Source organism: Pseudomonas sp. 7-41, from assembly GCF_021233075.1.
In the GTDB taxonomy this organism is placed as follows: Bacteria; Pseudomonadota; Gammaproteobacteria; order Pseudomonadales; family Pseudomonadaceae; genus Aquipseudomonas; species Aquipseudomonas veronii.
This window is the reverse complement of record NZ_CP089551.1, coordinates 4,141,202-4,154,831: the sequence shown is the minus strand read 5'-3', so window position 1 is coordinate 4,154,831 and position 13,630 is coordinate 4,141,202. Positions and strand designations below refer to the sequence as shown.

Annotated in this window: 14 protein-coding genes; 5 read left to right on the top strand and 9 right to left on the bottom strand. The window is 62.2% G+C overall.

Annotation, left to right across the window (positions count from 1 at the left end; translation table 11 throughout):
* Positions 1 to 9: 9 nt before the first annotated feature.
* The 9 genes from nirJ to nirS are packed head-to-tail and all read right to left on the bottom strand — an operon-like array spanning position 10 to position 6,467.
* Positions 10 to 1,191, bottom strand: a complete 1,182-nt coding sequence (gene nirJ / locus LQ249_RS18455) for a heme d1 biosynthesis radical SAM protein NirJ (protein ID WP_017849358.1) — start codon at positions 1,189 to 1,191, stop codon at positions 10 to 12.
* Positions 1,192 to 1,203: 12 nt separating this feature from the next.
* Complete coding sequence (gene ahbB, locus LQ249_RS18450; protein WP_017849357.1) at positions 1,204 to 1,704, bottom strand: siroheme decarboxylase subunit beta; 501 nt, start codon at positions 1,702 to 1,704, stop codon at positions 1,204 to 1,206.
* Complete coding sequence (locus LQ249_RS18445; protein ID WP_046383070.1) at positions 1,679 to 2,122, bottom strand: Lrp/AsnC family transcriptional regulator; 444 nt, start codon at positions 2,120 to 2,122, stop codon at positions 1,679 to 1,681. Before LQ249_RS18445 ends, ahbB (LQ249_RS18450) begins: the two co-directional genes overlap by 26 nt.
* Positions 2,115 to 2,603, bottom strand: a complete 489-nt coding sequence (gene ahbB, locus LQ249_RS18440) for a siroheme decarboxylase subunit beta (protein ID WP_057004487.1) — start codon at positions 2,601 to 2,603, stop codon at positions 2,115 to 2,117. The genes LQ249_RS18445 and ahbB (LQ249_RS18440) overlap by 8 nt, the downstream gene beginning before the upstream one ends.
* Before the next feature lie 23 nt (positions 2,604 to 2,626).
* Complete coding sequence (locus LQ249_RS18435; RefSeq protein WP_057004356.1) at positions 2,627 to 3,085, bottom strand: Lrp/AsnC family transcriptional regulator; 459 nt, start codon at positions 3,083 to 3,085, stop codon at positions 2,627 to 2,629.
* 1 nt (position 3,086) lies between these two features.
* A complete protein-coding gene (locus LQ249_RS18430) occupies positions 3,087 to 4,256 on the bottom strand; it encodes a cytochrome D1 domain-containing protein (RefSeq protein ID WP_169866072.1) in 1,170 nt (389 codons plus the stop codon).
* A complete protein-coding gene (locus LQ249_RS18425; RefSeq protein ID WP_017849352.1) occupies positions 4,253 to 4,570 on the bottom strand; it encodes a c-type cytochrome in 318 nt (105 codons plus the stop codon). The genes LQ249_RS18430 and LQ249_RS18425 overlap by 4 nt, the downstream gene beginning before the upstream one ends.
* A 16-nt stretch (positions 4,571 to 4,586) precedes the next feature.
* On the bottom strand, positions 4,587 to 4,901 hold the full coding sequence (locus tag LQ249_RS18420) for a c-type cytochrome (RefSeq protein WP_046383072.1): 315 nt from the start codon (positions 4,899 to 4,901) through the stop codon (positions 4,587 to 4,589).
* 24 nt (positions 4,902 to 4,925) lie between these two features.
* The gene (nirS, locus tag LQ249_RS18415) at positions 4,926 to 6,467 is read right to left on the bottom strand and encodes a nitrite reductase (protein WP_226926353.1); all 1,542 of its coding nucleotides are present in this window, start codon (positions 6,465 to 6,467) and stop codon (positions 4,926 to 4,928) included.
* A 327-nt stretch (positions 6,468 to 6,794) separates the two neighbouring features.
* Here nirS and LQ249_RS18410 point away from each other — a divergent pair, with 327 nt between their 5' ends.
* From LQ249_RS18410 to LQ249_RS18390, 5 genes are all read left to right on the top strand, one after another.
* On the top strand, positions 6,795 to 7,571 hold the full coding sequence (locus LQ249_RS18410) for a CbbQ/NirQ/NorQ/GpvN family protein (RefSeq protein ID WP_017849348.1): 777 nt from the start codon (positions 6,795 to 6,797) through the stop codon (positions 7,569 to 7,571).
* Positions 7,555 to 8,118: a cytochrome c oxidase subunit 3 gene (locus LQ249_RS18405; protein WP_017849347.1), complete on the top strand. Its 564-nt coding sequence runs from the start codon at positions 7,555 to 7,557 to the stop codon at positions 8,116 to 8,118. Before LQ249_RS18410 ends, LQ249_RS18405 begins: the two co-directional genes overlap by 17 nt.
* Positions 8,119 to 8,125: 7 nt before the next feature.
* On the top strand, positions 8,126 to 8,356 hold the full coding sequence (locus LQ249_RS18400; RefSeq protein WP_057004353.1) for a cytochrome C oxidase subunit IV family protein: 231 nt from the start codon (positions 8,126 to 8,128) through the stop codon (positions 8,354 to 8,356).
* A 266-nt stretch (positions 8,357 to 8,622) separates the two neighbouring features.
* Positions 8,623 to 12,966, top strand: coding sequence for an RHS repeat-associated core domain-containing protein (locus LQ249_RS18395; protein WP_232565749.1), 4,344 nt, complete (start codon positions 8,623 to 8,625; stop codon positions 12,964 to 12,966).
* Positions 12,951 to 13,625, top strand: a complete 675-nt coding sequence (locus tag LQ249_RS18390; protein WP_232565748.1) for a hypothetical protein — start codon at positions 12,951 to 12,953, stop codon at positions 13,623 to 13,625. Before LQ249_RS18395 ends, LQ249_RS18390 begins: the two co-directional genes overlap by 16 nt.
* Positions 13,626 to 13,630 lie beyond the last annotated feature (5 nt).

The window sequence follows — 13,630 nt, the reverse complement described above, 5'->3', positions numbered from 1 at the left end:
CCGGTTGTGTCACCGGGTGGTCGAGCAAGGGATCAGGTTGCGAGGCTGCAGGGCGATCTCGGCGTCGCTGAGGTGGCAACCCGGATCGGGGCCCCAAAGGTCGCCGTTGGCCCAGGCGCGGGTGCGTGTGTTGCCGTTGCAGATCGGCAGCCAGCGACACTCGGCACACCGCCCGCCGATGGTCCGCGGGTGTTCGCGCAGGCGCAGCAGCAACGGGTCGGGCCGGTCCAGCCAGAGCTGGCGGAACGTGGTGTTGCGCACATTGCCCACCGAGTGCTGCCACCAGTACGTGTCGGGGTGTACCTCGCCGGTGTTGTCGATATTGGCGATGCCACTGCCCGACGCATTGCCGCCCCAGCCGTGCAGCAGGTGTTCCAACTGCGGGTAATGCTCGGGCAGATGCTGGTGGACCCACTGCAGCAACAGCACGGCGTCGGCGTCGTTGTTGCCGCTGACGAAGTCACTGTCGACGCCGTTTTCGATGTCGTGCCAGGCCTGCTGGAAAATCAGCGTCATCGCATCGCGGCTCATCTGCCGGTGCGCGTCCAACTGCCGGCTGCGTTTGCCGCGCCCGCTGTAGTTGAGGTGCGACAGGTAGAACTTCTGCACATCGTAGTCACGCATCAGCGCCAGCAGTTGCGGCAACTGCCCATGGTTTTCCTGGGTCAGGGTGGTGCGCAGGCCCACGCGAATGCCGGCCTCGCGGCACAGACGGATGGCGTGCATCGAGCGCTGGAAGCTGCCCTGCAACTGGCGAAACGCATCGTGGGTCGCCTGCAGGCCGTCGATGCTGATGCCCACATAGTCGAAGCGCGCGTCGGTGATCTGCTGGATATTGTGTTCGTCGATCAGCGTGCCGTTGCTCGACAGCGCGACGAAAAAACCTTTGTCCCGGGCATAGGCGCTGAGCTGGAACAGGTCTGCGCGCAGCAGCGGTTCGCCGCCCGACAGAATCAGCACACGCACCCCGGCCGCGTGCAAATCGTCGATCACCTGGAGCGCCGCCGGGGTGTCCAGTTCATCGCGGAACACGCTGTCGGCGCTGGTGGCGTAACAGTGTTTGCAGGTGAGGTTGCAACGCCGCAGCAGGTTCCAGATCACCACCGGCGGCCGCTCCTTGCCGGGCGGCGAGGTGCGGGGCGGCGGGCATTTTCCGGCCAGGGTACGCAGGTACTGACTGATCCGTAGCATAGGACGCTCCTTCTAAGGTGCCGGCGTCAGGCGCAGGCCGGTTTTTTTCAGGATGCGGCTGCTCACCAGCATCTCGTCGCCGCGGCAGGCATCGCCGAGCAGGAACCGCAGGTGTTCGCGGTAGCTGTCGATTTCCTCGCGGCTACGCCCATGCACCATGGCGAACAGGTTGTAGGGCCAGTCGGGACGGCGCGGGCGGCGGTAGCAATGGCTGACAAACGGCTGCGCACCGATCAATTCGCCCAGGCGCGGCATCTGCACGTCGGCCACGTCCCACACGGTCATGCCGTTGTGGCGATAACCCAGGCGGTAATGGTTGGGCACGGCGGCGACACGCCGGATCGCGCCTTCAGCCTGCAGGTGCTTGAGCAAGTCGAGGGTCGACTCGACGCTGATGCCCAACTGCTCGGCGAGCCAGGCCCAGGGATCGTCCAGCAGCGGCAGGCCACCCTGGGTGAGGGCGACCAGGCGCAGGGCCAGGTGGTGGTCAGACCGGGAAATACAGACCGACATGGTAGGTTTGCTCCTTCGGCAGATTGAGCACCGCCAACCCCGTCAGGGTCTCGATGCGGGACAGCGTGGCGGCCAGTTCGGCCTCGGTGCCGCAGGCCAGCACGAACCACATGTTCCAGCGGTGTTCGCGGCGGTAGTTGTGGGCCACCTGGGGCAGCGCGTTGAGTTGTTCGGCGACCGCGTCAAAGCGCGCGTCGGGTACGGCCAGCGCGGCCAGGGTGAAGGCGCCGCCGAGGCGCTCGACATCGAACATCGGCCCGAAGCGCGTCAGCACCCCGTCTTCGAGCAGGTCGTGCAGGCGGTCGAGCACTTCACTCGGGTGGCTGTGCAGTTCCTGCGCCACCTGCCGCCAGGGTTCGCGCACCAGCGGCAGGCCGTGTTGCAGGCGATTGATCAGGCGCCGGTCGAGATCATCCATGGGCCCATACCTGCGACGACGGCGGCGTAAAGCGCCCGCCGCATTGCTTGAAGGCGTGGGTGCTGAACAGCAACTGGTGCGGCAGGTCACTCAGTTGCTGCTGTTCCAGCATCCGCTGGATATGCGCCGTGACCTCCTCGCGTTCGCGGCCATGCACCATGCAGAACAGGTTGTAGCGCCACTGCGGCAGGCGGCGTGGGCGCTGGTAACACAGGTTGACACCGGGCGCGCGGCCCAGGCGGTTGCCCACTTCGTCCACCAGCGCATCGGGCACGTCCAGCACCAGCATGGCATTGGCGACAAAGCCCAGGGCGCGGTGATTGAGCACCAGGCCGACACGGCGGAACAGGCCCTGGTCCTGCCATTGCTGCATCTGCTGCAACACCTGGTCGTGATGCGCGCCGATCTGTTCGGCGAGGTTGTCGTAGGGCCGCGAGACAAGAGGCAAGCCGCGTTCCAGGCATTGGCGCAGGTCGAGCATTTGCTCTTGGCTCAGCGGGATGATCACGGATGCGCTCCCAGGGAGAACCCGAGGTCGATGCGATAGGCGGTGAGCATCGGCAGATCCAGGGGAATGAGGCCGGTGTCTTGTTCCAGCTCGTCGAGGATCTGTCGCAGGTGCTGACGGTGTGGGCCGGTCAACACGAACCACAGGTTGTACTGATGCTCGCGCGCATAGTTGTGGTTGACTTCCGGGTACTGGCTGACGCGCCGTGCCACCTGTTCCAGGCGTTCGACCGGCACCGCCAGGGCAGCCAGGGTGCTGGCGCCGGCGCGGGTGTGTTCGAACACCGGGCCGACCCGCGACAGCGAACCGGCCAGTTCCAGGCGGTGCAGGCACCTCATCAATTGGGCCTCGCTGCAGCCCAGCACCTGGGCCATTTCGCGATAAGGTTCGGCGCACAGCGGCATGCCGTGCTGGTAACGTTCGATCAATTGACGGCTAAGCAGGTCAAGGTCCATCTCAATACCCCATTTTTTGCGCGCGGCTGCTGAAGAAAATTCCACTGGGACTCAAGGCCGGCAAGGTCTTGAGCAAGGTCATGCGGTACGGGTCCCAGACCTGCACCTGCTCACCGTCGCGCACCGACAGCCAGAGCTGTTCGCCACGCCCGGTGAACTCCATGTGCAGCACCCCGGGACCGGGGCGCAGGTCGGCCACCACTTTGTGGGTCTCGGTGTCGATCACCTGTACGCGGTCGTTGTCCGGGTAGGCGAAATTGACCCACAGCTGGCGCCCGTCGGGGCGTGCGGTGACGAAAATCGGTTGGCCGGCGACATCGATGGCGGCGGTCTGCTGCCAGCTGCGCGCATCCATCACCAGCACCTGGTGATGGCCGACGGCGGGCACGAAGGCTTGGTTGTCGGCCACGGCCCAGCCTTCGAGGTGGGGCATCTTGTACACCGGCAGTTTTGCCTGGCCGCGCCCGTAATCCGCGAGCACGCGTTTGACCCCGTGCTCGGGATGCCACAGGTCGAGCTGGGCCATGCCGTCCTCACCGAACAGCCCGGCCATGTAGTAACGGCCATCGGCAGTGATCAGCGCGTCGTAGGGTTGTTCGCCGATGCCGCGGAACCGGGTGATCTGCGGGGTGTTGCCCTGGCTGAAGTCGGCGCTCCAGATCTCGCCGGTGTCGAACAGGCTGAACACGAAGCGCTGGCCGGGCGCATCCACCAGGCCCACCACCCGCGAGCGTTTGCCGTCGGCCAGGGGCGTGGCGGGAATGTCGGCCAGCTGGGCCAGGGTCTGCGCATCGAACACCTTGACCCCGCCGGGTTGGTAGTTGGACACGGCAATCAGGCGGCCATCCTGGCTGATGGCGCCGCCGATGCTGTTGCCGCCCTGGATGATGCGTTTTTCAACGCGTTGGCGCAGCAGGTCGACTTTGGTCAGGCCGCCATCGCGGCCGAAAATGTAGGCGTAGCGCTGGTCGCGGGAAAACACCGCCGAGGCGTGGGACAGGTCGCCCAAGCCGTCGATCCGGCCCAGCTCCGTCATCCCGCTGGTCTCGATGATTTGCACACTGGCGCTGGCGCGTTCGATCACCAGGCCCAGGTCGCCAGTACCGCGCAGCGGCGGTTGGGCACAGGCACCGAGCAGCAGGCACAGCGATAGAAGAGTGGGGCGCATCATGGTGCGGGGCTTCCTTGCAAGAGGCGTTCGACCAGCCAGGCGATCTCGCTGGAACTGAGCAACGGCGCCCAGCCGGGCATCGCGCGGGCAGGGCGGCCGTAGGTAATGGTGGCGGTCAGGCTGTCGCGGCTTTGCCCGGCGAGGGCCGCCGGGGTGAGGGGCGGGCCCAGGCCGCCGGTGAGGTACAGGCCGTGGCAGGCGCCACAGTCCTGGGTCAGCAGGTGTTCGAGGCGGGCGGCGTCCGGTGTGGCCAGCGCCCACGTGGGAATCAGCAGGAACAGCGCCATGGCCGTACCGATCATCGATGCATTCATGGCGCGCTCCTTGTGCTTATTTCAAGGTCAGGACCCATTCGGCCAAGACCTTGGCTTCGTCTTCCGTCACCATATTCGGTGGCATCGGAACCGGCCCCCAGTTGCCTTGGGTGCCGTTTTTGATGTGGCTGGCGAGGGTCACGGCGGCGTCTTTCACCCCGGCGTTCTTGGCCGCGACGTCCTTCAAGGCCGGCCCCACCAGTTTGCTGTCAACCATGTGGCAGCCGACGCAGGGTTTGCTGCTGAACAAGGCCAGCCCGTCTTGGGCGAAGGCCGGTTGCAGGCTGAATGCGGCGGCACAGGTCAGCAGTGCGAGGAGAGTATTTTTCATCGGAAGTCCTTGTGTTGATGGGGCTCAATAAATGTCGTGTTGGGTGTTGTAGACGTTGAATTTTCCGGTTGGGGTGATCAGGCGCTTGTCCTTGATAACAGCTTTGAGCTTCAGGGACTTGTCGTCGATCACAACCAGCGCCGATTCCTCGGTCTGGCCGTTCCACACCGAGAACCACACCTCGTCGCCGGCCTTGTTGTATTCCGGCTGCACCACGCGCAGCGCGCCTTGCTTGATGCCGGCGTATTCGGCGATCGGCAGCACCGTGTAACCCTTGTCCAGATGGTCGATGTCAAACACCGCGGCCGACTGGCTCAGCTTGGCGTCGGGGTTGAGGGTGGTGTCGACATACAAATGCCGGGAGTTGGGATGGGTCTTGATGAACAGCGAGCCGCCGCCCTGGCCCTTGAGCGATTCCACCTGTTTCCAGGCGTATTGCGGGTGTTTGATCGGGTCGGTGCCGATCACCGAAATACCGCCGTCGCCCAAGTGGCTGGTGGCCCAGACCGGCCCGTAGGTAGGGTGCACAAAGTTGGCGCCACGGCCTGGGTGCGGGGTCTTGCCGACCTCGACCAACGCAGTGAGCTTGCGCTCCTTGGAGTCGATCACCGCGACCTTGTTCGAGTTGTTGGCCGCCGTCATGAAGTAGCGGTGCGTGCTGTCCCAACCACCGTCATGCAGGAACGGCGCGGCGTCGATGGTGGTGATGGTGAGGTTCTTGATGTCCTGGTAATTGACCAGCATCACCTTGCCGGTTTCCTTGATGTTGACGATGAACTCCGGCCATTCGTGGGAGGCGATGATCGCCGCGACACGGGGCTCGGGGTGATATTCCTGCTTGTCGACGGTCATGCCGCGGGTGGACACGATCTGTTTGGGCTCCAGGGTCTCGCCGTCCATGATGGTGAATTGTGGCGGCCAGTAGGAACCGGCGATGGCGTACTTGTCTTCGTAGCCCTTGAATTTCGAGGTCTCCACCGAGCGCGCCTCGATGCCGACCTTGATCTCGGCGACCTTGGTCGGTTCGGCGGGCCATAGGTCGATCATGTCGATCTTGGCGTCGCGGCCGATCACCAGCAGGTAGCGGCCCGAGGCGGAGATCCGCGAGATGTGTACGGCATAACCGGTGTTGATCAGTTTGACGATTTTCTTGCTGTCGCCATCGATCAGCGCAATCTTGCCGTCGTCGCGCAGGGTGACGGAGAACAGGTTTTCCAGGTTCAGATCGTTCAGCTGTTTCTTCGGACGGTCTTCGGGCTTGACCAGCACTTTCCAGGTCTTGAGGGTTTCGGCCATGCCCCATTCCGGCGGGGTTGGCGCGGTGTGCTGGATAAAGCTGGCCATGTGGCTGATCTGGGTTTTGGTCAACGCATTGGAGGTGCCCCAGTTCGGCATGCCGGCGGGGGAACCGTAGGTGATCAGCGCTTCCAGATAGGCCTGGCCACGGGCCTGGGTGATGTCCGGTGTCAGCGGTTTGCCGGTGGCACCCTTGCGCAGCACGCCGTGGCAACCGGCGCAGCGCTCGAAGTAAATCTGTTTGGAGGTGTCGAAGTCGGCCTGACTCATGTCTGGCGCGCCGGCGGTTTTCACTTCGGCCGGCTGGGGTGCGCCATGGGCGCTCAAGGGCAGTGCCAAGGCCAACGCGCAACTCAGTGCGGCGAGGCTCAGGGTGAAGGGTTTTCTGTTGCGAGTCAGCATTCCATTTACTCCTCAGGCGGGACCTTTGCGTTGCCTCGCAACACGGTGCGGGGCGCAGGTTCTTCGTGCGGGGCCAGACTAGGGGGCAGCACCGCAAACTTCGCTTGATCACGATCAAGTTTGTCTCGGGCGGTGCTTGCCAGGTTGTCGCAGGCGCCCTTAGCGTGGCCATCAAACCCGCTGTGGATGCCTGTCATGACTGAGCCCTTCTACCAACCCCTGGACAATGAACACCTGCTGTTCGAACACGCCTGGCGCCACCGCATGCCGGTGCTGATCAAGGGCCCCACGGGCTGCGGCAAGACCCGTTTCGTGCAGCACATGGCGCATCGTCTGAACTTGCCGCTGTACACCGTGGCCTGCCACGACGACCTGAGTGCCGCCGACCTGATCGGCCGTCACCTGATCGGCGCCGAGGGCACCTGGTGGCAGGACGGCCCGCTGACCCGTGCCGTGCGCGAAGGCGGCATCTGCTACCTGGACGAAGTGGTCGAGGCGCGCCAGGACACCGCCGTGGTGCTGCACCCGGTGGCCGACGACCGCCGCGAGTTGTACCTGGAGCGCACCGGCGAAGTGGTCAAGGCGCCGCCGTCGTTCATGCTGGTGGTGTCTTATAACCCCGGTTACCAGAACCTGCTCAAGGGCATGAAACCCAGCACCCGCCAGCGTTTCGTCGCGATGCGCTTCGATTACCCGGCCGTCGAGGGCGAAGCGCGCATCGTGGCGCGCGAGGCCCAGGTGGACCTTGCCCTGGCGACCCAGGTGGTGCGCCTCGGCCAGGCCTTGCGCCGCCTCGATCAACACGACCTGGAAGAAGTGGCCTCCACGCGTCTGCTGATTTTCACCGCGCGCCTGATCGCCGCCGGCATGCCCATTCGCGAAGCCTGCCTGGCATGCCTGGCCGAGGCGCTGACGGACGACCCGCACACCGTGACCGCCTTGATGGACGTGGTCGATGTGTACTTTGCCTGAACCGCGCCGCCTGCCGGGCGACCTGGCGATGTGGTTTTTCATCCTTGCCGAGTTGTCGGTGTTCGCGATTCTGATCCTCGCGTTCGCCGTGACCCAGGTGCTCAAGCCCGAGGTGTTTGCCGAAGGGCGCGCGCAACTGGACACCTCCACCGGGCTGGCGATGACCTTGAGCCTGTTGACCGCCGGGCTGCTCGCGGCGTTGGCATTGCAGCAGGTGCGATTGCAGCGCTGGCGGCGCGGCGCCGGCTTGTTCGTCGCGGCGCTGTTGGTGGCGCTGGTCTACGTGGCGATCAAACTCACCGAGTACGCCCACCTCGGCGCTGCCGGGTTGGGCCTGGAGCACAGCACGTTTTTTACCTTGTACTGGCTACTGACCGGGTTCCATTTCCTGCATGTGCTGCTGGGCATGGTGATTCTCGCGTGGCTGGCGCTGGGCTGCTGGCGCGGCGGGCTGTCGGTCGGCGGGCTGGAGTCGGGGGTGCTGTATTGGCACATGGTGGACCTGGTGTGGGTGGTGCTGTTTCCGTTGGTTTACGTGATTGGATGAGGTACCGATGTCCATTTCCCAAGGGCTGATCGTGTGTTGGGCCACGTTGGTCGTGCTCAGCGTCGGCACCGTGCTCGCTGGCGGCTCCGGGCTGTGGCTGGCGGTTTTGCTGCTGGCGGTGGTCAAGGCGTGGCTGATTGCCGATGGGTTCATGGAGTTGCGGCATGCTCCCAGGTTTTGGCGCGCTTTGGTGCTGGGCTGGCCGGTGGTTCTGGTGTTGGTGGTGGGGCTTGTCTAGGCTCGGGGCGCCCAAGATCAAAAGCCAAAGCGAGGCGGCCTTATAGCCGACTTGATCCTAGAAACCGGGCCCGGTCACGTGTGGGAGCTGGCTTGCCTGCGATGGCATCGCCTGGGTGGACCTGATGGACTGAGATGTCTGCATCGCAGGCACCTCCGCTCCGCCTGCTTTGGGAAAATTCTTACGCCTCCCTCGGAAAGTCTCACCTGAGCAACACGTTAGTCGCGTGATTTGATTCCGGCCTTTTCAGGCAGGGATTGCTGGTCATGACTGACGCGTTTTGGGCCGCCCGCGAAGGCGACGCGCTGCTGCACACCTCAATGATGGTCGATGTTCTCGGCGGTGTGCTGGAAGTCGCCGCCTATGCCGCCATCACGTCCGTGGGCTGCCTGGCCGCTGGCGCGCTGATTACCGCAGCGACCGGCGTGACCATTGCCACAGGTGGCGTTGGATGCGTCGCCCTGGGACTGGCGGTCGGCGCGGTGGTGGGGATCAGCGCCGGGCTCTCGGGGGCTGACGTGAAGATCTCCAGTTGGTGCGAAACCGCCGCCAACTGGGTTTTTCCGCCGGTGATCGAGGCCTTTATCACCAGCGGCTCAAACGACGTTTTCATCAATGGCAAACCAGCGGCCCGGGCCGCCGGACAGATGATGGCTGTGCCGATCGCGCCCAGTGAGCCACCGGCCCCCCGTTTTCTGGACATCGCACAGGGATTTTTCTCACAACTGTGGCGCCCGACGGTCGCCACACCCGCTGCCGGTACCGTGCCGTGTCCGCTGGACACGGTCGCCTGCACCAAGCACCCGCCCATGCCCGAGCAATTTATTGCCGAGGGTTCCAGTTCGGTCTTCATCAACGGGCAACCGGCCGCACGCAGCGGTGACCGCAGCACGTGTGACGCCAAGATCGGCAGCGTCGAGGGGCTGATTTCTGCCGATGTGCGTATCGGTGGCGACCCCGTCGTGGTGCGCGAAATTCGCAGTGGCAAGACACCGGGCGTCGGCTTGGCGATTGCCGCGCTGCTTGCGCTACGCGGCAATGTGAAAGGCTTTTGGAGCAAATTGCCGTGCCTGGCCGGCGGCGCGCTGGCGGGCGGGGCCGTGGCGTATGGAACCGGCAAGCTCACCTCGGCACTCAACAGCGCGGTCAACGGTTCGCCCAACCCGGTGCATAGCCCGACCGGGGCCAAAATCCTCGGCGCCGAAGAAGAACTGGACTTCGTCCTGCCAGGCCTGCTCCCCATCGACTGGCAGCGCTTCTACAGCAGCCTCGATCAACGCCACGACGGCCTTTTCGGCGCCGGCTGGAGCGTTGCCTATGAGGTCGCCGTCGAGATCGATCAAGATGAACACCTCACCTACATCGACGAACAGGGGCGCCGCGTAGACATCGGCTACATCCCGTTGTCAGGCGGCGCCTTCAGCCCCGGCGAAGGCCTTGCGGTCAGGCGCAGCGCCGACGGCGCCATCCTGATCGAAAGTATCGACGGCCTGTATCGGCTCTTCGAGCCCGACCCTCTGAACTCCTTGCGGATGCGCCTGCATTTGCTGGGTGATCGTAACGAAGGGCGCATCTTTCTGGATTACGACGTCCAGGGGCGCCTGTGTCGCCTGCGCGACAGCCATGCGCTGATGCATGTCGACGTGAGCTACACCGTCGAGCATCCGCGGCGCGTGAGCCATATCGAGCGCCGTTACCTGCATCGGCAACATTTTGCTGGGCGCAGCGACGTGCTGGTCAGCTATCGCTACGACACCCACGGCGACCTGGCTGAAGTCCTCGACGCACAAGGCACGAGCCAACGACGTTTTGCTTACGACCGCGCGCGGCGCATGGTCGAACACCAACTGCCGAGTGGCTTGCGTTGCTTCTACCAATGGCACGCAGTGCCTGGCCCGCATGGCGAGGAATGGCGCGTCAGCCGGCATTGGACCGATGCCGGCGATGAATTCACCTTCGACTACGACCTCGATGCCGGTATCACGCGCGTCACCGATGGCCTGAAACGGGTCAGTACCCGCTATTGGAACCCGCAGTACCAGATCACCCGCTACGTCGATAACCTGGGCCATGCCTGGCAGTTCGAATGGAGCGAAGATCGCCAATTGCTCGGCGCGATTGATCCGCAAAACGGTCAGTGGCGCTTCAGTTACGACGAATCCGGCAACCTGAGCGCAGTGACCGATCCACTGGCCAGGATCAGCAACACACAGTGGCTGGCGCATTGGGCATTGCCCGAAGTGGAAACCGACCCGGCGGGTAACCGTTGGCATTACCGCTACGACCGGCATGGCAACTGCATCGAAGAGATCGATCCGCTGGGCAACCGCACCCGCTATGTCTACGACGATTTCGGCCAGCCGGTGCAGATCATCGATGCCACCGACAAAATCCGGAAGCTGCACTGGGACGAGTGGAGCCAACTGATCGAGGAAGTGGATTGCTCGGGCCACGCCACCGGCTACCAGTACGATGCGTTCGGCAATGTGCTGGTGCACACCAATGCTGAAGGTGAGTCGGTGCGCTATCAGTACAGCCCGCAAGGGTTGTTGCTGGAATGCCGACTTTCGGACGGGCGCCTTGAGCATTTCCAGCGCAACGCCAGTGGTTATCTGACGGGCTATGTCGACCCCGCCGGCAACACGTCCCGCTATGCCTACGACCGGCGCGGCCAGGTCAAACAGCGCTGGGACGCGCACAACCGCTGCGTCACCTTCGATCACGACGCCTACGGGCGACTGCTGAAACTGACCAATGAAAATGGCGAAAGCTATCGCTTTGAGTGGGACGCGGCCGATCGCCTGGTGCAGCAACAAGACCTCGACCACAGTCGGCGCTGCTATACCTATGACCCGCTGGATAACGTCGTCGCCGTCGGTTACCTGCCGGGAAGGGAAGGCGAGCCGGTAGACGCGCTGACACACCAGTTCCAACGCGACCCGCTCGGGCGCCTGGTCAGCAAAGTCACCGCCGACGGCACCACCGTTTATAAGCACGACCTGAACGACCAACTGGTCGCGGTTACCTTCACCGCTCTCGACGGTCGCGAGCAAGCACTTGGCTTTAGCTATGACGCGCTGGGGCAACTGCTTGAAGAACACAGCTCGGCGGGGTGTCTGCAACACCATTACGACGAATTGGGCAACCTGACTCAAACCCACTTGCCTGACGGACGCTGGCTCAATCGCCTGTACTACGGCAGCGGCCATCTGCATCAGCTGAATCTCGACGGCCACGTCATCAGCGACTTCGAACGCGACCGCCTGCACCGCGAACTGCAACGCACTCAGGGTCAACTCAGAACAAATACCGACTATGACCGCAGTGGCCGGGTCCGCTCACGCCAGCGGCGCAGCATCGACCAACCGTGGCAGTTGCCGCCCTTGGTCGAAACCCACTACAGCTACGATCCCAGCGACAACCTGATCGGACGCCGCCGTACCGACCGCCAAGAACACCTGGCCTACGACAGTAGCGGACGTATCCTCGTCAGCCAACAGATAGGCCGGATCGAAACCTATGCCTACGATGCGGCGGCCAACCTGCTCGACGGGCCACAACAAGGCGGCCTGGTACGGCATAACCGGCTGCTGACGTATCAAGACAAGCGCTATACCTACGACGCTTTTGGGCGAATGGTTGAAAAGCGCAGCGCTGTGCGAGGTTTGCAGCGCTTTGCCTACGACGCCGAAAGCCGGTTGATTGAAGTGCGCAATGAAAACGGCAGCGTGGTCAGGATGGCCTACGACCCGCTGGGTCGGCGCATTGAAAAAACTGAACATGACAGCGATGGCCATCCGCTGGGCGAAACCCGGTTCACCTGGGATGGCCTGCGGTTGTTGCAGGAGCATAAACACAGTCAGACCAGCCTTTATCTCTACGATGGCGACAGTTACGAGCCTCTTGCCAGGGTCGACGGCGAAGGTGAATACCAACGCGTGCGGTATTACCACAACGACCTGAACGGCTTGCCGGAGCAACTCACCGAGGCCGACGGCCATGACGTCTGGCGAGCGACTTATCGGGTGTGGGGCAACACGCTGGAGGAGGTGCGGGAGCCTTACTTCATTGAAGAGCAGAATTTGCGGTTTCAGGGGCAGTATCTGGATCGGGAGACTGGGCTGCATTTTAATACGTTTAGGTTTTATGATCCGGATGTGGGTCGCTTTACAACAACCGACCCTATTGACTTGATGGGTGGGTTCAACCTTTATCAATACGCTCCTAATCCTTCGGGATGGATAGACCCATTGGGTTGGGCATGCTCCGCTGCACAGCGACGGCAGAATAAGGTCAATGGTTTAGCAGCGGAGAACCTGGTTTATCAGAGGCTCATGAAAAACCCTAATGTTACCGTGCTCGGTAGGCAGGTTTATGTAAGAACGCCAGGCGCAGGGCGGGGCCGCTACGTAGATATTTTAATAAGAAATAACAAAACACAAAAAATCATTTCTGTCGAAGTTAAATCAGGCCGTGCAATACGCTCTAAAGCCCAGCTTGCAAAAGATAAAGTCATCACTAATGGGCAGGGGGTATTTGGGCATTCCGGGAAAAAAGCAACAGGTGTTACTGTGAGTGAGGCTAGGGTGCCACTATGGAGGCTGCCGTAATGATTGGAAGTGTCGAGAATATGTTGAAATTACTGACCTCAGGTATAGCTGAGACGTTTGAAAACCATGGGTTCACGCAAAAAAAAGACCGTTTTTTTGAAAAAGCCGACAATAAGGGTCGAATCAGGCGCTACTCAATGGGGCTTTCCAAGCAAAAAGGATGGTTTTCTCTCCACTTGACGCTGCAGCTTCTCGATCCGACACTGATGGTGCATGTGAATACAGTCCTTGAAAAGGCACTGAGAGATGACAAGTTCGAGTATCCGGAAAGTTGGTCAAAATCAATTATAGAGAAATCTATAAAAACTCGCACATCCAATCAGGTTGTCGCCGAACTGACCGATTGGCGGATACTGAAGGAATCCAGCGAATCACTTCAGCACTTCAATGAGAGGTTTTCGATATGGCTATATTCATTCGAAACTCCGGATGAAAAGCCGGGCTGGAAAGAGCAGTTACTGACCAGCGTTGAGTTAGCACTCAAGTGGTTTGATGAAGTAGATTCAAATGAATGGATTCGCTCCAATACCGTGTACCCTGCTCTATACTTACTCGCTACTGAGGGGCTCAAGCAGAGAGTTGAGGAGCACTACAAGGCGGCGTTAAAATCGCTTGAAGATCCGCATGAGGTCGAGCTTTTTTATCGATATTTAGTTTAAAGGTA